Origin of the sequence: Gilliamella sp. A7 (assembly GCF_002142015.1) — a bacterium.
GTDB lineage: Bacteria > Pseudomonadota > Gammaproteobacteria > Enterobacterales > Orbaceae > Gilliamella > Gilliamella apis_A.
On record NZ_NASN01000001.1, the window covers coordinates 13,714 to 36,838 of the forward strand.

Annotated in this window: 21 protein-coding genes; 11 read left to right on the forward strand and 10 right to left on the reverse strand. The window is 33.2% G+C overall.

Annotated features, from left to right (window positions below):
- Nucleotides 1-123 precede the first annotated feature (123 nt).
- Genes B6D18_RS00050 through B6D18_RS00065 form a run of 4 tightly spaced genes read left to right on the forward strand, consistent with a single transcriptional unit; the run spans nucleotide 124 to nucleotide 2,452 of the window.
- Nucleotides 124-852: an MtnX-like HAD-IB family phosphatase gene (locus B6D18_RS00050; protein WP_086362598.1), complete on the forward strand. Its 729-nt coding sequence runs from the start codon at nucleotides 124-126 to the stop codon at nucleotides 850-852.
- A 10-nt stretch (nucleotides 853-862) separates the two neighbouring features.
- Nucleotides 863-1,708, forward strand: a complete 846-nt coding sequence (locus tag B6D18_RS00055) for a carboxylesterase (RefSeq protein WP_086362599.1) — start codon at nucleotides 863-865, stop codon at nucleotides 1,706-1,708.
- Nucleotides 1,696-2,052 (forward strand): EamA family transporter, encoded by a 357-nt coding sequence (locus B6D18_RS00060; protein ID WP_086362600.1) that lies wholly within the window; start codon nucleotides 1,696-1,698, stop codon nucleotides 2,050-2,052. Before B6D18_RS00055 ends, B6D18_RS00060 begins: the two co-directional genes overlap by 13 nt.
- 1 nt (nucleotide 2,053) lies before the next feature.
- Entirely contained in the window at nucleotides 2,054-2,452 is a 399-nt protein-coding gene (locus B6D18_RS00065; protein ID WP_086362601.1) for a multidrug efflux SMR transporter, read from the forward strand.
- Nucleotides 2,453-2,514: 62 nt separating this feature from the next.
- Here the strand turns inward: B6D18_RS00065 and B6D18_RS00070 are convergent, their stop codons facing one another.
- The 3 genes from B6D18_RS00070 to B6D18_RS00080 all read right to left on the reverse strand — a co-directional run bounded on the left by B6D18_RS00070 (nucleotide 2,515) and on the right by B6D18_RS00080 (nucleotide 5,916).
- Complete coding sequence (locus B6D18_RS00070; protein ID WP_086362602.1) at nucleotides 2,515-3,387, reverse strand: arginase family protein; 873 nt, start codon at nucleotides 3,385-3,387, stop codon at nucleotides 2,515-2,517.
- Nucleotides 3,384-4,433, reverse strand: a complete 1,050-nt coding sequence (locus tag B6D18_RS00075; RefSeq protein ID WP_086362603.1) for a GNAT family N-acetyltransferase — start codon at nucleotides 4,431-4,433, stop codon at nucleotides 3,384-3,386. The genes B6D18_RS00070 and B6D18_RS00075 overlap by 4 nt, the downstream gene beginning before the upstream one ends.
- A 73-nt stretch (nucleotides 4,434-4,506) precedes the next feature.
- Entirely contained in the window at nucleotides 4,507-5,916 is a 1,410-nt protein-coding gene (locus B6D18_RS00080) for an aspartate aminotransferase family protein (protein WP_086362604.1), read from the reverse strand.
- A 168-nt stretch (nucleotides 5,917-6,084) separates the two neighbouring features.
- Between B6D18_RS00080 and B6D18_RS00085 the strand changes: the two genes are divergently transcribed.
- The 7 genes from B6D18_RS00085 to gyrB all read left to right on the forward strand — a co-directional run bounded on the left by B6D18_RS00085 (nucleotide 6,085) and on the right by gyrB (nucleotide 15,348).
- On the forward strand, nucleotides 6,085-6,834 hold the full coding sequence (locus tag B6D18_RS00085; protein ID WP_086362605.1) for a MipA/OmpV family protein: 750 nt from the start codon (nucleotides 6,085-6,087) through the stop codon (nucleotides 6,832-6,834).
- Between the two features lie 97 nt (nucleotides 6,835-6,931).
- Nucleotides 6,932-7,840, forward strand: coding sequence for a recombination-associated protein RdgC (locus tag B6D18_RS00090; protein ID WP_086362606.1), 909 nt, complete (start codon nucleotides 6,932-6,934; stop codon nucleotides 7,838-7,840).
- 197 nt (nucleotides 7,841-8,037) lie between these two features.
- Nucleotides 8,038-9,135: a porin OmpA gene (gene ompA / locus B6D18_RS00095; protein WP_086362607.1), complete on the forward strand. Its 1,098-nt coding sequence runs from the start codon at nucleotides 8,038-8,040 to the stop codon at nucleotides 9,133-9,135.
- A gap of 165 nt (nucleotides 9,136-9,300) precedes the next feature.
- Nucleotides 9,301-10,659, forward strand: coding sequence for a chromosomal replication initiator protein DnaA (gene dnaA, locus B6D18_RS00100; protein WP_086362608.1), 1,359 nt, complete (start codon nucleotides 9,301-9,303; stop codon nucleotides 10,657-10,659).
- 15 nt (nucleotides 10,660-10,674) lie between these two features.
- Nucleotides 10,675-11,778: a DNA polymerase III subunit beta gene (gene dnaN, locus B6D18_RS00105; protein ID WP_086362609.1), complete on the forward strand. Its 1,104-nt coding sequence runs from the start codon at nucleotides 10,675-10,677 to the stop codon at nucleotides 11,776-11,778.
- A gap of 45 nt (nucleotides 11,779-11,823) precedes the next feature.
- Nucleotides 11,824-12,894, forward strand: coding sequence for a DNA replication/repair protein RecF (gene recF / locus B6D18_RS00110; protein ID WP_086362610.1), 1,071 nt, complete (start codon nucleotides 11,824-11,826; stop codon nucleotides 12,892-12,894).
- A 42-nt stretch (nucleotides 12,895-12,936) separates the two neighbouring features.
- Nucleotides 12,937-15,348, forward strand: a complete 2,412-nt coding sequence (gene gyrB / locus B6D18_RS00115; RefSeq protein WP_086362611.1) for a DNA topoisomerase (ATP-hydrolyzing) subunit B — start codon at nucleotides 12,937-12,939, stop codon at nucleotides 15,346-15,348.
- A 138-nt stretch (nucleotides 15,349-15,486) separates the two neighbouring features.
- Here the strand turns inward: gyrB and B6D18_RS00120 are convergent, their stop codons facing one another.
- From B6D18_RS00120 to B6D18_RS00150, 7 genes are all read right to left on the reverse strand, one after another.
- Nucleotides 15,487-16,956, reverse strand: a complete 1,470-nt coding sequence (locus B6D18_RS00120) for a VWA domain-containing protein (protein WP_086362612.1) — start codon at nucleotides 16,954-16,956, stop codon at nucleotides 15,487-15,489.
- Nucleotides 16,957-17,057: 101 nt separating this feature from the next.
- A complete protein-coding gene (locus tag B6D18_RS00125; protein ID WP_086362613.1) occupies nucleotides 17,058-18,425 on the reverse strand; it encodes a VWA domain-containing protein in 1,368 nt (455 codons plus the stop codon).
- Between the two features lie 7 nt (nucleotides 18,426-18,432).
- Nucleotides 18,433-18,924 (reverse strand): hypothetical protein, encoded by a 492-nt coding sequence (locus B6D18_RS00130; RefSeq protein ID WP_086362614.1) that lies wholly within the window; start codon nucleotides 18,922-18,924, stop codon nucleotides 18,433-18,435.
- 2 nt (nucleotides 18,925-18,926) lie between these two features.
- Nucleotides 18,927-19,616, reverse strand: a complete 690-nt coding sequence (locus tag B6D18_RS00135; RefSeq protein WP_086362615.1) for a hypothetical protein — start codon at nucleotides 19,614-19,616, stop codon at nucleotides 18,927-18,929.
- 2 nt (nucleotides 19,617-19,618) lie between these two features.
- Nucleotides 19,619-21,223, reverse strand: a complete 1,605-nt coding sequence (locus B6D18_RS00140) for an SUMF1/EgtB/PvdO family nonheme iron enzyme (protein ID WP_216818785.1) — start codon at nucleotides 21,221-21,223, stop codon at nucleotides 19,619-19,621.
- Nucleotides 21,180-22,403, reverse strand: a complete 1,224-nt coding sequence (locus tag B6D18_RS00145; protein WP_086362616.1) for an ABC transporter permease — start codon at nucleotides 22,401-22,403, stop codon at nucleotides 21,180-21,182. Before B6D18_RS00145 ends, B6D18_RS00140 begins: the two co-directional genes overlap by 44 nt.
- A gap of 15 nt (nucleotides 22,404-22,418) precedes the next feature.
- The gene (locus B6D18_RS00150) at nucleotides 22,419-23,123 is read right to left on the reverse strand and encodes an ABC transporter ATP-binding protein (protein WP_086362617.1); all 705 of its coding nucleotides are present in this window, start codon (nucleotides 23,121-23,123) and stop codon (nucleotides 22,419-22,421) included.
- Nucleotides 23,124-23,125: the final 2 nt, after the last annotated feature.

Here is a 23,125-nt window from a genome sequence, read left to right on the forward strand (position 1 = left end):
ACCTTATTATACAGGTAAATGAAGCCTCGTTACAAAAGATATACAAAGAGCCTACAAAGTTTACGACCTCTATATGAGAGAATTGGCGCCAATATCTATAACTAAGCAATTTTTACGTTAACTATGAATACTTTTTCATCAATTACTAATCATCTTTTTCAGCCATCTTATACTCACCACCAAAACCCTATTATTTTATGTGATTTTGATGGCACAATTAGTGTTAAAGATGTTACTGATACTTTACTTAGTCAATTTGGTCAAGATGGTTGTGATGAACTTGAGGAATTATGGGTTAGTGGCAAAATCGGCTCTCAAGAATGTATGAGTAAACAGATTGCACTAATGGATGCTAGCTTAGATGAAATCAATCAAGCATTAGCAAAAATTGAAATTGATGATAATTTTAAAGCATTTATTGATTACACAAAAAAAAATCATATTCCAGTTCATGTAGTTAGTGACGGCTTAGATTATGCTATTCAGTTTGTGTTAAAACACCATGGTATTGAGCATCTGCCTATTTATGCCAATAAATTGATGCATGATAATCAACGAAGCTGGCGTCTTGAATTCCCGTTTGCCAATAAGGATTGCATCAAACAAAGCGGTAACTGCAAATGCAATCATGTTAAACAGCAGCAACATTTTCCTCAAATTCTATATGTTGGTGATGGCACTTCCGATTTTTGCGTTTCTCATCATGTTGATCTCGTTTTCGCCAAAGATAAATTGATAAATTACTGTGAAAAAAACAATATTAAGCATAGTGCTATTGAGAGTTTTGCTGATGTAACCGAAACGTTAAAACAGATGCTACAAACACTAATTCCAGTGATGGTGGTAAAATAAAGGAATAATAATGAGTACAATTGAAGATTTATCTTATTTTTTACCTGGTAATAAAAATGGTGTGCTATTAATTCACGGTTTAACTGGTACACCAAACGAAATGCGTATTTTAGCCAATGGTTTACATAAAGCTGGATTTACTGTGTATGCAATACAGCTAGCGGGTCACTGTGGTACAGAAGCAGATCTTTGCAAAACAACTTGGCAAGATTGGTATAAAAGTGTTCAAGATGGCGCTGATTATTTAGCTCAACATGTTGATAATCTGTTTGTCGCTGGTCTATCTATGGGCGCATTATTAGCTTTAAAATTAGCTGCCGATCGTCCAAATCAAGTTAAAGGTGTTGGTGTTTTAGCACCTACATTTTATTATGATGGCTGGAGTATGCCATTTTGGGCTAAAAAATTGTTCTTTTTATTAGTCTATTTCAAAAAACTTGGTATTTTTCAAAAAGTATCTTTTATTGAAAAACCACCTTATGGTCTGAAGGATGAGCGGATTCGGGCAGTTGTGTCAGAAAGTATGTTAAGTGGTGATGCCGCCTCTGCTGGACTGGCTGGTAACCCTTTCCCAGCTTTAGCAGAAATGCAGTTATTAGCTAAACATATGCGTCAGGAGTTACCTAAAGTTACCTCGCCGTGCTTAATCATGCATTCAGGTAATGATGACATTGCCAATATTGAAACAAATGCAAAATTAGTTGAAAAACGCGTATCAGGCCCAAAACAATTAATTGTATTAAATGATAGTTACCATTTAATTACCATTGATAGCCAACGCCGAGAAGTAATTAAAGAATGTGCTTCATTTTTTAATAATCTTGTAGAAGGAAATCAAGCATCATGTCATCCTTAGTTATTTTTCTTTGGGTCAGTAATATCTGTTTTGATACGTTAGGGCAAGTAGCCTTTAAATATGCAGCAATATCACCGACCAATCGAGATGGTTGGTACTATTGGTTGGATTTGGCTAAAAATCATTGGATTTGGGTAGGAATAGCATCTTACATGGCCGAATTTTTATTGTGGCTAGCCTTTTTGACCTTAGTGCCACTTTCTCAAGGCGTGTTACTCGCCTCATTTAATATTATTACTATTATGTTAGTTGGTCGAATTCTTTTCAAAGAATTACTTACCCTTTATCGCATTATTGGTATGTTATTAATAACTGCCGGTGTAATTTTTGTGGGGATGTCTTAATATGGCTAAGTTCTATTTGATTGGTTTTACCGTATTATTAATGTTTGATACTATTGCCCAGTGCAGCTTCAAATTAGCGGCTGAGCATGCCCAACCGCTTGCGATGAGCTTTGAATGGATTGTTAGGGTATTTTCTGGACATTGGATCTACGTATCAATTGCAGGTTATATTTTTACTTTCTTTACTTGGATGACTTTATTAAAAAAGGCACCTGTAGGACCCGCTTTTGCAGCGTCTCATTTCGAAGTTGTCACAGTAATGATTGCATCAGTTTGGCTATTTAATGAACCGATAACACTATTTAAATTAATCGGAACAATATTGATTGTTTCAGGAATTATGTTTCTAGCATTGGCGGAAAGTAAATTAACCAATAGAAACACTCATAATAGTTATTAACCAAATCTAAATCAAAAATCAAGCCTAGCTATATTTTATTAAAGAATAATAGGTTAACAATACTAGGCTTTTAAAGCATTTAATAATGTTAAATTGAGCTGATGCTGTTCTTGTTGCCAACTATTTAAGTTTTCTAATGATATTTCTGGTTGTTTATCTAATGAACTAAGCAATCGTTTAAACCAGCTTTTTGGTTGCCAGATTGATAACTCACCAGTGATATCACTTCCAATAATTCGTGGTTTAATTGAGGAAATAGTATCCAACAAGTGATAGGTTTGAAGTTTTCCTTGATCCCAATTAGTATGAATAACATCTTCACTTAATACATCTTTATCTATCGATAAATAAATTGGTTTTGCATTACGATATTGCTCAGATAAAAATTGGGTAATCAAATCATCAGGCGAATCAAAATGACGAAAAGCATGATTCAAACCAATTCTTTTCGCCCAAGAAACATTGACATCTAAGCTCCAATAAGTCAATTTTTTATGAAATAGCGGTGACCACCTATTTTCCCAAAAATGCCATAATCCAATATCATTAGAAGTTATTCCTAACACATGCACATGACTTACGAACGGTAAACTTGCTACATAGCTTACCCATGAGCCACAGTGAACACCAAATAGATAACGCATATTGTCTGGATGATTATCAAAAATAATCACTTCAATTGGATTATCTGCTGAATATTGCTTAGCGAGCTGTTCAATTAGTAATAACGAAATATGATGATAATCACCACTCCCCATCAACACTGTGCCATAGTTTTCTGGTAATGTTTGTTGTAATTGTATTTTAAATTTTTGGAAATTTTTTTCATTACAACCAAAGCGAATGACATCTTGCCACTGCGTAAAATCAATCGTTTTAGCGTTATTAATTTCACCTACGCTTTGATCAAAATTAAGGATAACTGGCAATGTCATGCTACTTTCTCCTTATCAGTTTCAAAATGGCCTATTAATTTACGTAAAATTGCTCTTAATAAAGGATTTCGAATATAAACTAAATGTTTGGTTAAAGTAAAACTAGCACCTAACGAAGCTTTAACTTCGGGATCTGTCCAACCTGCGACATAACTACTTAGCTTCTGTTGTAACGCATATTCAAGATTAACAAACCAGCTAACAAAATAGAGATTCAACTCCCGTGCCTGTGGATAAACCATACCGATATATTTATCAATTAAAACATTATTCACTACAAAACAGATGTTATAACCTATTAATTCGCCATTATAATGATAAGTGAAAACACGACCATTTGATGCTTTACTTTGCAGTAATTGGACAAAAAATGGTTTGGTTAATAAATCAAAATGTATTTCACTTTGTGAATATACATTAAGATAAAGCTGATAATATAAATCAAGATTGGCATCATCAAAAAAACAGTCATCACCAGTTTGTAAGATATTAATCTCCAACTTTTCACGAGATTTCAGCTTTCTTCTTAAATTCTTACGACGGCTATATGATAATTTTGCCAAAAAGTCATTTATCGATTCAAAATCGATTGGAACCCAGGCTAAAGCTTGTCCTTCAACTTCAATAAAACCGTTATCTTTTAATGAACCAATAACCTGTTTAGAATATTGATTATCCTGCTTACTAAGTAAAGGCGAATCAGAAGGTAAATCTTTCACAATAATAAAAGGATATTTCTTTGCATATGCCGTTTTAACATTTTCAGCTAATTGCTGTGCATTCACGTTATCAGTTAACAAGCTGTATTCTGAAACTGTCGTTCCGACAAAACATGTTTTTGGTTGTAACCAATGTCGCCATTTCCGATAAAAGGGCAATTTATGAACTTTATGTTTAAAATCATCATCGGCAGTTGTAAGCAAATCAAACTTAGCTGAAAAAGCGGGTACACCATCTTCACTCATCCAGCTCGTAAATTCTTGTGGCGGATGAGAAATAAAATTATTGATTAATTCATTTGGTTCTAGTTGGTTGATATATCGCATAACTTTCTATAAAGGATCGGGTATAACTAGAGTCCCGCTAATGCAGATTAGCGGGATTATTTTGCTTTAAGACTTAAAGTTCTTTTTTAGCTCGGGTAATTAATTGATCGAGTAGTTCAATACCTTGGTCAATTTCTTGACGAGTAATATGTAATGAAGGAGCAAAAGTGATAACATTTTTATAATAACCACCAATATCAAGCACTAAGCCCATTTTATTACCTTTCCAGTCAAGATCACCTGACATACCAATATCAACCATTTTATCAACTAAGGCTTTATTAGCTGTAAAACCGTCATCGGTACAAATTTCAGCGCGTAACGCAAGACCTAAACCATCGACTTCACCAATTTCTTTGTGTTTCTTCTCAAGTGTTTTTAATCCTTCAAGGAAGTATGCTCCACTTTCCATCACCATTTTTTCATAATCGGTTTCGGAAGTCATTTTTAATACTTCTAAACCAACCGCTGTACCTAATGGATTTGAAGCAAAAGTTGAATGTGTTGAACCAACTGGGAATACTTCAGGATTAATTAACTCTTCTCGAGCCCATAACCCACCTAATGGATTTAAACCATTAGTTAATGCTTTGGCAAATACCACTACATCTGGTTTGACATCAAAGTGTTCGATTGACCATAGTTTACCAGTACGATAAAAGCCCATTTGAATTTCATCCACGACTAATAAAATACCATATTGATCTAAAACTTTTTTCAAACCTTTAAAGTAGTTACGAGGAGGAACAATATAACCACCTGTCGCTTGTAAAGGCTCAGCGTAGAAAGCAGCATATTCAGCTTGACCTACTTTTGGATCCCAAACACCGTGATATTCTGTTTCAAATAAACGAGCAAATTCAGCAACTAAATGTTCACCATACTCTTCTGAGGTCATTCCTTTAGGACGACGGAATGGATATGGGAAAGGAACAAACATAGCACGATCACCAAAATGACCATAACGACGACGATAACGATAACTAGAAGTAATTGATGATGCACCAAGAGTACGACCATGGTAGCCACCTTGGAAAGCAAACATTAAAGATTTACCACCAGTCGCATTACGAACTACTTTTAATGAATCTTCAATACATTGTGAACCACCAACATTAAAATGCACACGGCCTTGGTAACCAAATCGTTTTTCCATACCTTGAGCAATAGTTTTTGCTAATTCAATTTTAGTTGGATGAAGATACTGACTTGCACATTGTGGTAAAGTATCAATTTGTTTTTTAAGTACATTATTTAAACGCTCATTGGCATAACCAAAGTTACAAGCTGAGTACCACATTTGTAAATCAAGAAAGGCTTTACCTTCTTTATCATACATGTAGCTACCTTCACAGCCATCAAAAATCTTTGGCGGTTCAACGTAATGCACGGTATCACCAAATGAACAATATTTTGCTTCATCAGCTAATAATACTGCATCATCAGGGCGGCTATTAATCATTTCTATTGTTGGTTTACTCATAATTTATCTCACTAATCCATATTCAAATATGACAAAATGTGGCATTATTATCGGAGAAAAGAGATTGTAACAATGTACAATTACTGTATAGATTTTGTGACGGACAGGCCTGAGATAACTTAATCACAATAGTTGTCGTAAACCATATCACTATGAATAGGTATTAAAATGAAAAGAATAAGCTGTATAATTTCGCTATTATCAATGTGCTCTTTAGGATATACGGCAATTGTATCAGCAGAACCTACTTCATTGGGAATCGGTTTAGGCTGGTCAACTTCACCATATAAAAGTTATAGTTCAAACTATTATCCTATACCACATATTGATTATGATGATGGTTCATTTTTTATTGATAATCTCTCTGCTGGAGTTTATGCACTCAATGATGATAATCAAAGTCTATCCTTTGGCGCGCGCTATTTAGCTAATGAATTTAAACCTCACGATTCTGATAATCATAAACTAAAACAGCTTGCTAGTCGTCACTCCACCTTATTAGCTGAGATTGAATATTCACTTAATACCAATTGGGGAGTTTTTTCTAGTAGTATTGGTGCTGATGTCCTTGATAATAGTAATAGTATATTAATTAATGCCGACTATACCGCACCTTATATTAAAGATAATTTGATTATTGCACCAACTATCGGTATAAATTGGGCAAATCGTAAACATAATGACTATTATTATGGAATCTCTCATAAAGAATCTGTACGTTCAGGCTTAGGTTATTTCAATGCTGATAGTTCTTTTACGCCTTACTTTGAAATTGCTGTCCAATATTCATTTACAGATAATATTGCAACCTTTGGTGGAGTCCATATTGATAAACTAACAGGTGATGCAGCCGATAGCCCAATGGTTGATGATAGTACGGTAACATCTATTTATATGGGTGTATCTTATAAATTTTAAAGAATTTCTTATCAAACCTTATTAATAAGAACAATAATATTATAAATCGTTATGATAAAATAAACGTCATAAAGCAAATTTTTGGAAATATTACACTATGCTTTGGTTTAAAAACGCAATTATTTACCAACTTAATAATGACAATTTACTTGATAAACAAACTATTGAACAAGCGCTTAAATCGGCTTCATTTTCGCCGTGCGGCAATTTAGATACCACTAAGATGGGATGGGTATCGCCTTATAATGATAATAATTTAGATGATTTTATTATTGATATGCAAGGGCATTTCCTTTTACGGATAAAAAAGGAAACTAAAATATTACCCGCGCCAGTAATCAAACAAGCACTAAATGATAAAATTGACCAACAAGAGAAAGCATTAAGTCGAAAACTTAGTAAAAATGAAAAAGCAACATTAAAAGATGAAGTGATGATCGATTTAATGCCTAGAGCATTTAGTAAATATAACCATTATTGGTTATGGATCGATACTGAAAATAAAAGAATTATTATTGACTGTAGTAGTTTTAAACTAGCTGAAGATATTTTAGCAATTTTACGTAAAGAACTTGGTTCGTTAGCATTAACCCCATTATCAATCGATAAACCACTTGAAAAGATAATGACCACTTGGGTTAAAGAAAAGTTAAATTTCCCTCCTTTTATATTAGGTGATGAAGCTGAGTTAAAAGATCCACTGGAAGGTAATGGAATTATTAACTGCAAAAATCAAGATATTACTAGTGACGAAATGTTAGTTCACTTAGATTCCGGTAAATGGGTGACAAAACTTAAAATCATTGATGAACGAGGCATCAATTTTATTATCAATCCAGACTTAACATTGAAAAAAGTAAAATTTGATTCTATTATAATGGACGAAAATGAAGATATTGGTTCTGATGAATTTGACAAGCGGCTTGAAGCTGATTTTTGCATTATGGCCAATACGTTATCTAACTCTATAAATGATTTATATATTACAATTAATAAAATTAGTTAATGGAATTAAAGCTATTTCATTTTTACCATGTAAAATTATTCTATCTAGCTTTGGGTATTATCTGTGCTATAATTAATATTAGATTATGTGTTACATAATTATTTGTAATGTTATTAATATCTTTTCTAACGAAGTAAATTTAAACAATAAAATTAAATTAAACAACGTCTATAACAACAAATAAGTTGAGGCAAAAAATGAAAAAAACTACTCTAGCTCTAGCAATTGCAGTTGCAAGTTTAACCGCTACTGCCGCTAATGCAGCATATGAAGACACCACTTTTTATACCGGTGCTAAATTAGGCTGGTCAGAACTTTATAAACTAGATGCAAATAAAGTTCGTACATCTGACGATGTAGGTATCAAAACTTCTAATCGTAGTAATATTACTGGTGGTGCTTTCCTTGGCTTCCAAGCAAATCCTTATTTAGCATTTGAATTAGGTTATGATTGGTTAGGTTCTGCAAAATATAAAAGAACTAATCATGCTGATAATAGCAATCCTGGTAATAGCAAAATTTCTGTTCAAGGCGTTTCTTTAACAGGTAAATTAAGCTACCCATTATCATTCATTTCTGATGATTTAGATATCTATGGTCGTGCTGGTGGAATGGTAACTATCGCTAAATGGAAAAATGGTGGTAATGTTAGAGATGAACATAAACTTGATAACGGTACAAAAACTGATTTATCACCTGTTTATGCTTTAGGTCTTGATTATCGTTTTGCTGAAAACTTCTCAACTCGTTTAGAATATCAATATGTTCAACATATTCATACTAAAACTGATGCATCTCCAGACGCAGGTACTGTGAGCTTAGGTATCACTTACCGTTTAGGTTCACCAGCGGTTGCCGCTCCAGTTGAAATTAAAACTGAAGTAAACCGTTATGTTTTAAATGAAGATGTGTTATTTTCTTATGCAAAAGCTGACTTAAAAGCAGAAGGTCGCCAAGCACTTGATAACTTATTAGCAACACTTATTAAAATTAACCCATCTCAAAGTGCTATCGTAGTAATTGGTCATACTGACCGTATCGGTTCTGATAACTACAACCAAAAATTATCAGAACGTCGTGCTCAAACTGTATTAAACTACTTAGTAGAAAAAGGTGTACCAGCTGAAATTATCACTTCACGTGGTATGGGTAAATCACAACCAGTTACTGGTACTAAATGTAATGCACTTCGTGGTGCTAACTTAAAAGCATGTTTAGCACCAGATCGTCGTGTTGAAATTGAAGTTAAAGCACGTAACGTTCAAGAAGTTCAAGTAATTGATCAAACAAAATAATAATTGTTGATTAATAATATCTCTTGAAACCCAGCTTAGGCTGGGTTTTTTTATTTATATATTTTGTTAATTAATAAATTATATCTTGCTTTTAAGCTATAAATTATCCACAAAAAAGATTATAATTATCAAAATATTGTTAGTATCCTAGTTAAAGGAGTAGCCGTGCCTACTGCGATTTGGCAAGATTGTCTTTCTCAACTACAAGAAACTCTTCCTGCAACTGAATTCAACCTCTGGATTCGGCCGTTGCAAGCAGAAATGGTTGAGAATAAACTTTATATTTATGCACCTAATAGATTTGTATTAGATTGGGTGAAAAATAAATATTTAACCACTATTTCACAGTTATTAAATACTCTTTTAGGTAATAATTCGTTAAAATTATACCTTGAAGTCGGCTCCACTCTATCAGTAGAAAAAAAATCTGAAGTTAATCAATCTAAATCTGGTGTTGTTCCTGCGTGGAAAACCACCAAAGAAAGCAATAGTAACCATACTTACTATTCAGGGATTAATCATAAACATACGTTTAATAGTTTTGTTGAAGGTAAATCTAACCAACTAGCTGTAGCAGCTGCAAAACAAGTAGCGGAAAATCCAGGGAAAGCTTATAACCCGTTATTTTTATATGGTTCAACCGGTTTAGGTAAAACCCATTTATTACATGCAGTTGGTAATGGGATTATGGCTGGTAAAGCCAATGCCAAAGTGGTTTATATGCACTCAGAACGTTTTGTGCAAGACATGGTAAAAGCACTACAAAATAATGCTATTGAAGAATTCAAAAATTATTATCGTTCAGTTGATGCACTACTTATTGATGATATCCAATTTTTTGCTAATAAAGAACGATCTCAAGAAGAATTTTTTCATACTTTTAACTCGTTATTAGAAGGTAATCAACAAATTATCTTAACCTCTGATCGCTATCCAAAAGAAATTGATGGTGTTGAAGATCGTTTAAAATCAAGATTTGGTTGGGGTTTAACCATTGCTATCGAGCCACCGGAGCTGGAAACTCGAGTTGCAATTCTAATGAAAAAAGCAGAAGAAAATAATATAAAACTACCTGAAGAAGTAGCATTTTTCATTGCTAAACGCTTACGTTCCAATGTGCGTGAATTAGAAGGAGCATTGAATCGAGTGATTGCCAATGCCAATTTTACTGGTAAATCTATCACTATTGATTTTGTGAAAGATGCTTTGAAAGATTTACTTGCCTTGCAAGAAAAATTGATTACTATTGAAAATATTCAAAAAACCGTCGCTGAATATTATAAAATTAAAGTTTCTGATTTATTATCAAAACGTCGCTCTCGTTCAGTAGCAAGACCAAGACAGGTCGCTATGGCGTTAGCAAAAGAGTTGACAAATAAAAGCCTTCCAGAAATTGGAGATGGTTTCGGCGGTAGGGATCATACAACTGTATTACATGCATGCCGAAAAATTGCGGAATTGAAAGAAGAAAGCAATGATATTAAAGAGGATTATTCCAATTTAATTAGAACATTATCAACTTAACAAAGAATTAACACTATGAAATTTATTATAGATCGTGAAAAACTTATTAAGCCCTTACAGCTTGTTAGCGCACCGTTAAGCAGTCGCCCTACTTTACCTATTTTAGGTAATTTATTATTACAAGTCACCGATAATACATTATCAATGACCGGAACAGATTTAGAGATTGAAATGATATCTCATCTTCCTTTAATCGAATCTTGTGAACCTGGTGCAACAACTGTTCCGGCAAGAAAGTTCCTCGATATTTGCCGAAATCTGCCCAGCAATGCCCAAATTTCGATAAGCGTTGATGATAATCGCTTAATCATTCAATCTGGACGTAGCAAATTTTCGTTAGCCACATTGCCAGCTACTGATTTTCCTAATTTAGAAAATTGGCAAAGTGATGTTGATCTATCCATACCACAAAAGACAATCAAACGACTTATTGATGCAGTCCAATTTTCAATGGCTAACCAAGATGTAAGATATTATTTAAATGGTATGCTATTTGAGATCGAAGACGGATTATTAAAAACCGTTGCAACGGATGGCCATCGTTTAGCTGTATGTGCACAACCCGTAGGCCAAAATATCTCGGAACCCTGTTCAGTTATTTTGCCGAGGAAAGGGGTAATAGAACTAGCTAAACTGGTTAGTGATAACGATGAACTAGTAAATATGCAAATCGGTAATAACAATTTACGTGTTAATCTTGGTGATTTTACCTTTACGTCAAAACTTATTGATGGAAGATTTCCTGATTATAAACGAGTGATGCCGCGTAATCCGGACAAACCACTTGAAGTATCATGTGAAGAACTTAGAAATGCATTATCACGAGTTGCAATTCTGTCAAATGAAAAATTTCGTGGCATAAGATTATATGTACATAATAACCAAATAAAAATTACAGCAAATAATCCTGAACAAGAAGAAGCGGAAGAAGTGATTGATGTGAAATATGAGTCACAAGAACTTGAAATCGGCTTCAATGTAACTTATTTATTAGATATATTAAACACACTAAAATGTGATAGTGTGCAATTATTATTAACAGATGCAACATCTAGTGTACAAATTGAAGATATCAATAATCAATCTGCTACTTATGTTGTTATGCCAATGCGTTTATAATTAATATCTATCAAACTTCCGGCTACGGCCGGAAACTTTACCAACATGACACTTTCACAAATCAAAATCCACCATTTTCGAAACATTGATTATGCTGAATTATCATTATCAAATCATTTCAACTATATAGTTGGTGATAATGGTAGTGGAAAAACCAGTCTACTTGAGGCTATTTATATGCTTGGCCATGGCCGAGCATTTAGACATATTCAATCGAATAGAATCATACAACATGAAAAGCCGGAGTTAGTTTTATTTAGCCAAATAGAGTCATCGCAACAAATTCGCACAATAGGATTATCAAAAACACGAAATAACGATAATACGATAAAAATTGACGGTGATGAGGGATTTCGATTAACTGACTTGGCTAAGCTATTACCTATTCAACTAATTACTCCAGAAGGGTTTGATTTACTTACTGGTGGTCCCAAATATCGTCGAGCTTTTATAGATTGGGGATGTTTTCATCACTATCCAGAATTTGTATCACTATGGAATAATTTAAAACGGCTTTTTAAACAAAGAAATGCATTATTAAAACAATCTTCTAACTATAATCAATTATTGCCGTGGGACAAAGAGTTAATACCAATTGCCGAAAAAATCAGTCAAATTAGAGCTGATTATAGTCAAAATATATTTCCGCAAATTATAGAAACTTGTCGGGATTTTTTATCCGAATACCAACTTAATTGCCAATATTATCAAGGCTGGGAATATGGAATTAGTTATTCTGATATTTTATACAAACAATTTGAGAGAGATAAATTCATTAACTATACCTCATTAGGTCCACATAAAGCCGATATAAAATTACGTATAGATAATATCCCAGTAGAAGATCTGCTGTCTCGTGGACAGCTAAAATTACTCATGTGTGCATTGCGTTTATCACAAGGTGAATATTTTTCAGAAAAAACTGGATTATCATGTATTTATTTAATAGATGACTTTGCTTCTGAACTGGATCAAAATAAACGCAATCTATTAGCCAAACGATTAAAATCAGCTAAATCTCAAGTTTTTATTACGGCGGTTAATCAAGAGCAAATTACCCATATGATCGATGAAAATGATAAGATTTTTCACATAAAATCTGGTATAATTTCTTAAATATATAGAATGATATAAATAATTAAACAAGTCGAGAAATCCATGTCTAACTCTTATGATTCTTCAAGCATTAAAGTACTTAAAGGACTTGATGCGGTTCGAAAACGTCCAGGAATGTATATTGGTGATACTGATGATGGTACAGGCCTTCATCATATGGTTTTTGAAGTGGTAGATAATGCCATTGATGAAGCATTAGCGGGTTATTGTCACCATATTGAAGTTACTATCCATCCTGATAATTCTGTTTCAGTACGAGATGATGGTCGAGGAATACCTACAGGTATCCATGAAGAAGAAGGTATTTCTGCTGCAGAAGTTATTATGACCGTTTTACATGCTGGTGGTAAATTTGATGATAACTCATATAAAGTTTCTGGTGGTTTACATGGTGTTGGTGTCTCAGTTGTAAATGCATTATCGGATAAATTAGAATTAGTTATTTACCGTGAAGGTAAAATTCATAAACAGACTTATCATTTAGGCGTACCGGAAGAACCGTTAAAAGTGATTGGTGAAACAACCGAATCTGGTACTTATGTTCGCTTCTGGCCAAGCCCAGAAACTTTTTCTAATATCGAGTTTGTCTACGATCATTTAGCTAAAAGATTACGTGAATTATCATTTTTAAATTCTGGTGTTTCAATAAAACTTACAGATGAAAGAACCGGTAAAAGTGAACACTACCATTATGAAGGTGGTATTCAAGCATTTGTTGAATATTTAAATAAAAATAAAAATCCAATCCATCCGAAGATTTTTTATTTTAGTACTGAGAAAGATAATATTGGTGTCGAAGTTGCTTTACAATGGAACGACGGCTATCAAGAAAATATCTATTGTTTTACCAATAATATTCCTCAACGTGATGGCGGTACCCACTTAGCTGGCTTCCGTGGAGCAATGACGCGTACATTAAATAACTACATGGAAGCTGAAGGATATAGCAAAAAAGCTAAAATCAGTGCTACTGGTGATGATGCACGTGAAGGACTAATTGCAGTAGTATCAGTAAAAGTACCAGATCCTAAATTTTCATCACAAACCAAAGATAAATTGGTTTCGTCTGAAGTAAAATCAGCAGTTGAATCAGTAATGGGTGAAAAATTAGCCGAGTATTTACTGGAAAATCCATCGGATGCCAAAATTGTGGTTGGCAAAATTATTGATGCCGCTAGAGCCCGTGAAGCAGCACGAAAAGCGCGAGAAATGACACGCCGTAAGGGTGCTTTAGATTTAGGTGGCTTACCAGGTAAACTTGCTGATTGCCAAGAAAAAGACCCAGCATTATCTGAACTTTATTTAGTGGAAGGGGACTCTGCGGGCGGCTCAGCAAAACAGGGGCGTAACCGTAGAAATCAAGCGATTTTACCGTTAAAAGGTAAAATCCTTAATGTTGAAAAAGCCCGTTTTGACAAAATGCTTTCGTCTCAAGAAGTCGCAACTTTAATTACTGCTTTAGGTTGTGGTATTGGTCGTGATGAATATAATCCAGATAAAATGCGTTATCACAGCATTATCATCATGACCGATGCGGATGTGGATGGCTCACATATTAGAACGCTATTGTTAACCTTCTTCTACCGTCAGATGCCTGAAATTATTGAACGAGGTTATGTTTATATTGCACAACCACCACTTTATAAAGTAAAAAAAGGCAAACAAGAACAATATATTAAAGATGATGATGCAATGACTCAATTCCAAATTGCTCTAGCTTTGGAAGATGCATCACTACATGTTAATGATCATGCCCCTGCTTTAGCTGGTGAAGCTTTAGAAAAATTAATTGCTGAATACCAAAAAGTTGAAAAACTAATTACTAAAATGGAACGTCGCTATCCTAGAGCATTGTTATCAGAATTAGTCTATCAAGAAGTATTAGACGAAGATATTTTAAAAGAGCAACAAAAATCTGAACAGTGGGCAAAATCAATTGTTGAAAAATTATCAAATAAAGAACAACATGGCAGTAGCTACCATTATAGTGCAGATTACAATGAAAAAGCAGAATTATATATACCTGTAATCAAAGTAAGAACGCATGGAGTTGATACCAGTTATGCTTTAGATCAAGTATTTATTCATAGTAATGAATACCGAAATATTTGCCATTTAGGCTCACAATTGAAAGATTTACTTGAAGAAAGTGCATTTATACAACGAGGCGAACGAAAACAACCAGTAAGCTCATTCGAAGAGGCTGTTGATTGGTTAATTCGAGAATCTCGCCGTGGATTAACAATCCAACGTTATAAAGGTTTAGGAGAAATGAACCCCGAACAATTATGGGAAACAACCATGGATCCAACCAGTCGTCGTATGTTGCAAGTTACCATTAAAGATGCAATTGAAGCAGATCAATTGTTTACCACATTGATGGGAGATGAAGTCGAACCTCGCCGACTATTTATCGAGGAAAATGCATTAAAAGCAGCTAACTTAGACTTCTAATAACAATTGTTTAATAAATAATAAAACCAGACATTTTGTCTGGTTTTTTACTATTTTTTAATAGTTATTTTTATTAAAGATAACTATTGAGTAAAATCTAGTACCAATCATTCAGCATTATCAATTTTATTTACCTGTTTACTGACAAACCGGACGATTAATTTTTAAATCAGATACCGCTTTATTCATCTGCCTAATCATGTCTTTAGGGCTTTGTGCAATATAAACTTTACCTCGAGTAGCATTAGCAACACAATCTATTTTATGTTCACCCGCTATATCAACGATATTTATTTTGAGTCGAGGTTTTTGAGTTGCAATATAATTAGCTAAAGTACAAATATTATTTCGTGAGCAGTTATCATCACCATCACTAATTATAAGGATATAATCATCTCGTTTTACACCATCAAGCATTTTACTTGCTTTTTCTAATCCGCTATAAAGTGGTGTGCCCCCGCCACCAGCTGCACTTGGTGTTAATCGATTAATTTTACTTTTTAAAGCGCCTCTGCCCGAGTAATTATAAAATGGTGTTGTATCTGCCGCTGGACAACTATTTAATGCCACTAATGCTATATTAATATTTTGTTGAATTTTATCGATACTAGTCAATGCCACTTTTTTACTGGTTGATAAACGAGTCGGTAGTCGAGACATCCGTTTTTCATACGCAATTCTTTCTGATGCAGGCATATAGCTAGGATAGCCATGGGTTAAATAGTTAAAATATTGCTGAACTTGTGAAGGAGGCTCTGTTAATGTTACCGTCATTGATAAAGAATTATCAAAGATCAACGCCATTTTGGATGGATTAGAATTTTTTACCAATTCTTCCTTAGTAATACAATTTGGTGGATTTTTTACTTTTGGCGCTGGTTTAGGTTCTGATTTGCTAACAGACTCTGGTGTTGGGTCAGGTACAACTACAGGTTGTGGTTCTAGTTTTAATTCAGGTTTAAGTTTAAGAACAAGTTCTGGTTGTTTAGGAAATTCAACGGATAGTTCCGTTTTTTTCGTTTCAATTGATTGTGTAATTGCAGGTTCGACAATTGGTTCTATCTTGCTAGTTTTTTTGAACGGATTAAAAAACAACCATATCAAACCTAAAATTAATAATAAAAGTAAAACTAAAATTAAGGTGTACCACCATCGCCAAAAACTTTTTGGAACAACAATAGGTGGTTCAGGTAATACCATTGGTTCAAAAGTATCAATAATAACTGGTTCATTATTAATTACATAAATTTGATTATTTGGACTTTTAATTCTTGATAACCATGAAGAGACTAAAACTTTTTGTTGATTATTTAAAGGAATTAATTTTACTGTTGTTTCAATATCATTAATTCTAGTAAGTAAAGCATCCTCAATTATTGCTTTTTGCGAAGATTCATTTATATCACTAAGTAGTATAGGTTGACCTTCAAGATGTGTATACCAAGCAATATATTGGTTATTTTCTATTAATTTTGGTGAAGCAAAAATTGAAAATGTTCTTGCGGTCAAATGAGGTTTAAGTATCGAAAGTAAAGAATTATACTGTTCCAGTGACTGCATCTTGTCTACATTATTTTGATCAAAAGCAATACGAGTTATTCTTTGCATCTCTCAACTTATTCCTTGTTACAAAAAAACATTATAAATGTCTATTGGTTAACTAGATATTTTAATTTATAAGTTATCCATTAAATCAAAATTATTATATCTTATTTACAAATAGGTTTACTAATATTCATATCTGAAACAGCATTACTCATTTGATTGATAAGCTCGGTTGGATTTTGAGCTATATAAACATTACCGCCAGTGCTTTTGGCTACACAATCTATTTTATGCTGCCCAGCAATATCAACAATATTAATTTTTAAACGCGGTTGTGCTGTGGATATTTCATTAGCAAGAGTACATATATTACTTTTAGTACAATTGTCCTCACCATCACTAATAATCAATATATAATCATCACGATTAATACCATCAAGCATTTTACTTGCCTGCTTAACGCCACTATATAATGGTGTAGCACTATTATACTCTAATGGCTGCAATCGTTTAATTTTGCTTTTTAATTTTTCTCTATCTTCATAATGATAGAATGATGTAGTTTGTGCAGCCGGACAACTTGTTAACGTGACAAGTGAAATATCTATATTTTGCTGTATTTTATCAATACTGGTTAATGCCACTTCTTTACTACTTGATAAACGATTAGGTAATCTAGTCATTTTTCTTTCATAAGCTTCGGCTTCTTTTTCTGTCATCGAATAATAATTACTTTTTAAGTATTTATCGATACTTTCTTGTGATTCCATCAAGGTTAAAGTCATTGAGGCTGAATTATCAAATATCATCACCATTTTAGAAGCCGATATATTGTTAGCAGCTTCTTCTTTAGTTATACAATTCTTAACTTCTGTTACAGTTTCGTTTTTTGGTTCTAAAACATTAGTTTGTTCAACTACTGACGTTGATTTAACTCTATTTTTTTCTGTATTTTGTGCAATTATTGATGGCGCATCTGATGCTTTTTCTTTGCCATAAGGACAAAAAAAGAACCAAATAAGGCCAAGCAATACAATTAAAAACAGTGCGAGTAATAAAAAATACCACCAACGCCAAAATGATTTTGATATTGGTGGTATTGCTATAGGTTCAGGTAAAATCGGATCTTTAAATGAATTAACAATAACAGGTTCATCATTAATTACATAAATGGTGTTACCTGAACTCTTTATTTTCGGTAACCACGCAGAGATTAAAGCCTTTTCTGCGCTTGTTAATGACATAGTCTTGGAAATGAGTTCAATGTCATTAATTCTCATATTCAGCGTTTTTACTATCTGCTTTTTATGTTCCTCACTTTCAATATCATCAAGTAAAATAGGTTGTCCTTCTAGATTACTATACCAACCAATATATTGATTATTATCAATTATCTTTGGTTGGCCTAAAATCGAAAATGTTCGCTCAGTTAAATTATTTTTTAGCAATGCTAATAAAGAGTTATATTCTTTTAACAAAGAAACCTTATCAGATTCACTCTGATCAAATATGACTCTTGTTATACGTTGCATCGCTAAATTATTTACCTAAATTTAAAGCTTTTTGTAATTGTTGAAGTTTTTTATTTAACTTATCTAATTCCACTTGTTTTTCAAGCTCAGATGAATTGGAATTATTAACTTTCTTCAACTGTTGCTCAATATCATTAACTTGTGCTTGTAAATCATCACGATTTTTAGCTTTTTGTTTTACTTCATTAGTTAATTGGGTTAATTCTGTTTTTAACTTTTGCAACTGTGTCTGCTTTTGTTTAACACTTAATGAAGTCGAATTTTTCTGTCTTTCAATCGTTGCATAAATTTCTCTAAATTGTGCATTGGCACGTTTTTCATTCTCTAAAATCTGTTCTTTTTTATCAATACGAGCTTGATAGTTACCTGAATAATTGCAACTAATTTTATCCATAATACCAATATTAGTATTAGTTGGATCGCATTGTTCTGGCGTTGTCGAACATCCGGTTAAAAGTAACCATGGACTAAATAAAAATATAAAAGATATCTTTTTCATAATTAGCTCACCCTTACAGCTGAACGTTGTTGAGTAACAATGTTAATTTGTTTTTCAAGTACAGCAATTTGTTTATGTAACTGGTTAATTTGATTATCAAGTTTTGACACATTTACACCTGATTGTCGTTCTTGCGAAGAAAGTGAAACCCATTCATTTTCTACTTTTTTCATACGTGATAATTTATCGTTCAAATAGGCAATGTTAGCATCTATTTGTGACAGTTCTTTTTTGGCTTGTGTTTTATTTACAGATTGAGAATTAATTTGTTTATTTAATGAGTTTAATGTTGCCAAATTTTTATCTAATACAGCTCTCGCACTTTCAGTTACAGCTTGTACTTCATAGGTATTTTGCTGCACATCTTGAATATAAACATCAAGTCGCATTTCCGCATCAGCATATTCAGCTCGTTTAGTATCAAGATAATAATTGGCCCCCATCATTACACCACAGCCAACAGCAGCTGAAGCCAAACATGTCCCGGTTTTACCTCCCAATAATACACAACCAATACCACCTATTCCCGCACCTACAGCACAAGACTGCCATGCTGATTTACTGAAAAATTTGGCACTATTACTTTTACTTAAATCTGGATCAACATCTTTTGAACTTGCACCACCTGATGCTTGACAACCAGACAGAATCAAGGAGATACACAAAGTCAATGTTACAATTAATTTATTCATTATTATTTTCCCTTTATTTCATTACACGTCTCAAGCCAATTTTTTCGGTCAATATTCCCTGATTCAATATATTTATTAATATGTTTAAAATAGAGTTTTAAGTAATCACTCATATTGGCTTTACCACTATTTTCAAGTATAAATTGCGTAGGCTTAGATTGATTATTAATGGTATCCTTCTCATAATTTGTTGCAGTATTTACAATAGTATCTGAATAATATTTTAATATAAAATCACGTGCATTTTTAGATTCATTTAGGACATTTTTTAAATCATTTAGTTTCACTTTGGAACACATATTATCTACATTCAATGTTTCTATTTCGTTTGGATCACAGACCTCATTAGTCATAATTTCATATAAATTATTATTATATTCAAATTTTGCATTCAAATCGGAAACATTAGCACATAAAAAGGCCCCTAACTGTAATGCTGACTGAATAGATCGATCTCTTTGTTCATCACGTGCTTGATTAGCGCTACGTAAAAGCGCATTAAGTTGATTTAATTCTTTTTTAGTTTTTTTATCATCAACTTGCTTGGTAATTTTTTCCAGCTCACTAACCACATTATCATCTTTGGAAAGACCCTCTTGATTACCCAGTTCATTCCATTCTTTGTCCAGTTCTTTTACTAGATCATTCGTCTGCATAACTTCAGTTGTATAAACTATACGAAATCCAACATCTTTGCTTCTATAAGCACTTTGAACGTCATAGTAAGGTTTCTCTATTTTAAACGCAGTAGTTATTGATGCTTCTGGGGTTAAATAGCTTCCACCGCGAACAGCCATACCTCCTTGCTGACCATGGTAGCGATCAAGTTTATTCATCCGAAATGAATCAAACATCATTTCACTCGCATTACCCAAAATGTCATAAAGACCAAGCGGATTGGCATCTAATCGACCAATAAGTTGCAATTTACCATTGGCTGATTTTGCACCAGAAAACCATGCATAATTTTCTAAACTATTTGCCATAGGAAATCTTGATTCACGGAATTCTGATTCGCTAACTTTAGAACCACCTCTTGCGGCATATTCCCATTCAGTATTAGTTGGTAAACGAACATATCCTTTGGGTAAGTCTTTTGATCTATTTTTTGTTTGTTTAATTAACCAACGATTATATTTATCAGTAAAAGCCACGGCATCAAACCAACTGATATCAGTAATGGGGAAAGCAAGATTTGTTTTAGCTGTTGGACAGTTATCATTCATAACTGATTGATATTGAAGAGCGGTAATTTCATATTTACCGATAAGATAATATCTTTCGGCACCATCATTAGAAAAACTACCTGAGATATAATTAGGTGTTGCATACTCAGCGAAACCAAGTTCTTTTTGGTTATTACCTAACACAATTTTAACATCATCCAATGGTTTACGTGTTGGTGTAAAGACTTTCTTCATCACCAAACTACCTTCACACGGCATGGGAAGAATAACATCATCATTAGCCGGTTTAGGGTTATAAAATTTACTATCCCATGGCTGAGCATATCCAATACTAGGAATAAAACTGAAAGCAATTACCCAAAAAATAGGGTTAAACTTACGCTTCACGTAGGCTTTCTGCTGGTTGAATACTGATGGCACCCCGTCCTCCTATCGCAACAACAATGAATGATATTAATAGTGTTAATATAAATGCGATAATGAAATGATAAAATTGTAATTGACTAACGATTGGTTGTGAAACTAAATTTTTACCTAAAACAAGATTAAATGCACAATTTCCTAATAAAAATAGCAAACATGATACGATAAAAGCTAAACAGCTTAATGTCATTGCCTGTATCAGTAAATAGAACATAACCTGCTTAGACTTAAATCCTATAAGCCTCATAAACGCAATATCCTTACGTTTTCGTTCTATATTAGATAAAAATGAACCACTGAAAGATAATATACATCCAAAAATTGCCGTAATAGCAATCACACTAAAAATAAAACCTAAGACTCGATCAATAGCTTGCATATTTTCAATCGCATTTGCTTGAGTTCGTGTTTCTATATTTCTTTCACGCAATTTAAAGGCTAAAGGAGCAACATTATCAAGTGAATTAGCATAAATTCGAGCTCTTGCAAATGAGTTAGGAGAAGAAGAATTAATTAAACCCGTTCCGGTTGGAAAAATTTCACTTTGATAACCATCATAAAAATGTTCCATCTCAATTAAAAGATTTAAGCTTATAAAGCCTGCAACACGACTATAATACGTTTCAGGAATGATACCAATAACCTCTAATTCAGTTATCCCTTTTTCCAATTTACCATCTAGTTGTCTGGTGATGACCATCTTTATTCGGCTACCAATTTTTGTTTGCATTTTCTCTGCAGCTAAAGAGCTCAATAAAATTTGGTTTTGTTTTTCAATCAATGGCATATCTTGAGTTATTGGATCACCTTTTGCGGTTGGAATAATTTCAGCATTATTAACAAAATGGCTAGAATCTTTAAGCAAATCCGCTTGAGTATTCAAAGAACGAGTAAGCGGAATAACAAACGCTGTTTCAGATTGCTTTGCAATCCAATCGAACATTTGCTGATTAAGTTGTAAATTACCGACAATTTTTATCTCTAAATTTTGTGGATCATTAAGTAATTGATGGCGTAGCTGAGCAACAACGCCATACTTCAAACTAAACAACAGCAATAATGGCGTAATAACAGATATTATAGATGCGATAATACAAAATGATACTTTCTTGTCATACCATAAATCGGCCAATGATAACCTAGTGATAAATCGCCATTTTGATGTTACATTATCCATTTTTTACACCTTACTTTATAACGGTAAAAATTCTGATGATTGCATAGAGGTTAATTTTGCCGATAAAGTAAACAGTTCTTTATTTTCAATCCGTTGCCAATCATGAGTGACAATCAGAGCTGAAATATTATCTTCTTGAGCTTGCTCTATAATTAAATCAAATAGTAAATTAGCATTATAAGGATCAAGTGCAGAAGTTGGTTCGTCGGCTAACAGTAACGCAGGTTTATGAATAATCGAACGTATGAAAGATGCTCGTTGTCTTTCACCTATTGATAACTGTTTAGGATATTTATTTAACAAATGACCAATATTCAATTTATCAATTAAATAATCAAATCTGGTAGGATCAATATTTTTTTGTAATAACTTCGCTGATAATAAAATATTATCTTTAATATTTAAAAATGGTAATAATCCACCCGTTTGTAACATAAATCCTAAATATTTAGCTCGTATAGTCGCTAATTCATTTACATCATTGCATTGAATCACATTAGCAATATCGTAATTTTGATTATCAACCATAAGATGATAATGGCTAATTTCATCAGGCTGCAGAATCATACCGATCATTTCGAGTAAAGTACTCTTACCACAGCCACTATCACCTTTAATGACAACAACTTGACCAGCTTTAACAGAAAGCTCTGGTAGGCAAACTTTAAAAAAAGATTTGCCTATCGGTCTGGAAATTACCAGATTATTAATAGTTAACATTT

Coding starts and splice junctions, on each gene's coding strand:
- B6D18_RS00135 (WP_086362615.1), bottom strand. CDS start 19,616: ATGAATAAATTAATTGTAACATTGACTTTGTGTATCTCCTTGATTCTG.
- B6D18_RS00120 (WP_086362612.1), bottom strand. CDS start 16,956: ATGCAAAGAATAACTCGTATTGCTTTTGATCAAAATAATGTAGACAAG.
- B6D18_RS00145 (WP_086362616.1), bottom strand. CDS start 22,403: ATGGATAATGTAACATCAAAATGGCGATTTATCACTAGGTTATCATTG.
- B6D18_RS00065 (WP_086362601.1), top strand. CDS start 2,054: ATGGCTAAGTTCTATTTGATTGGTTTTACCGTATTATTAATGTTTGAT.
- gyrB (WP_086362611.1), top strand. CDS start 12,937: ATGTCTAACTCTTATGATTCTTCAAGCATTAAAGTACTTAAAGGACTT.
- B6D18_RS00060 (WP_086362600.1), top strand. CDS start 1,696: ATGTCATCCTTAGTTATTTTTCTTTGGGTCAGTAATATCTGTTTTGAT.
- B6D18_RS00070 (WP_086362602.1), bottom strand. CDS start 3,387: ATGACATTGCCAGTTATCCTTAATTTTGATCAAAGCGTAGGTGAAATT.
- B6D18_RS00050 (WP_086362598.1), top strand. CDS start 124: ATGAATACTTTTTCATCAATTACTAATCATCTTTTTCAGCCATCTTAT.
- recF (WP_086362610.1), top strand. CDS start 11,824: ATGACACTTTCACAAATCAAAATCCACCATTTTCGAAACATTGATTAT.
- B6D18_RS00085 (WP_086362605.1), top strand. CDS start 6,085: ATGAAAAGAATAAGCTGTATAATTTCGCTATTATCAATGTGCTCTTTA.
- B6D18_RS00150 (WP_086362617.1), bottom strand. CDS start 23,123: ATGTTAACTATTAATAATCTGGTAATTTCCAGACCGATAGGCAAATCT.
- dnaN (WP_086362609.1), top strand. CDS start 10,675: ATGAAATTTATTATAGATCGTGAAAAACTTATTAAGCCCTTACAGCTT.
- B6D18_RS00080 (WP_086362604.1), bottom strand. CDS start 5,916: ATGAGTAAACCAACAATAGAAATGATTAATAGCCGCCCTGATGATGCA.
- B6D18_RS00125 (WP_086362613.1), bottom strand. CDS start 18,425: ATGCAACGTATAACAAGAGTCATATTTGATCAGAGTGAATCTGATAAG.
- B6D18_RS00130 (WP_086362614.1), bottom strand. CDS start 18,924: ATGAAAAAGATATCTTTTATATTTTTATTTAGTCCATGGTTACTTTTA.
- B6D18_RS00090 (WP_086362606.1), top strand. CDS start 6,932: ATGCTTTGGTTTAAAAACGCAATTATTTACCAACTTAATAATGACAAT.
- ompA (WP_086362607.1), top strand. CDS start 8,038: ATGAAAAAAACTACTCTAGCTCTAGCAATTGCAGTTGCAAGTTTAACC.
- B6D18_RS00075 (WP_086362603.1), bottom strand. CDS start 4,433: ATGCGATATATCAACCAACTAGAACCAAATGAATTAATCAATAATTTT.
- B6D18_RS00055 (WP_086362599.1), top strand. CDS start 863: ATGAGTACAATTGAAGATTTATCTTATTTTTTACCTGGTAATAAAAAT.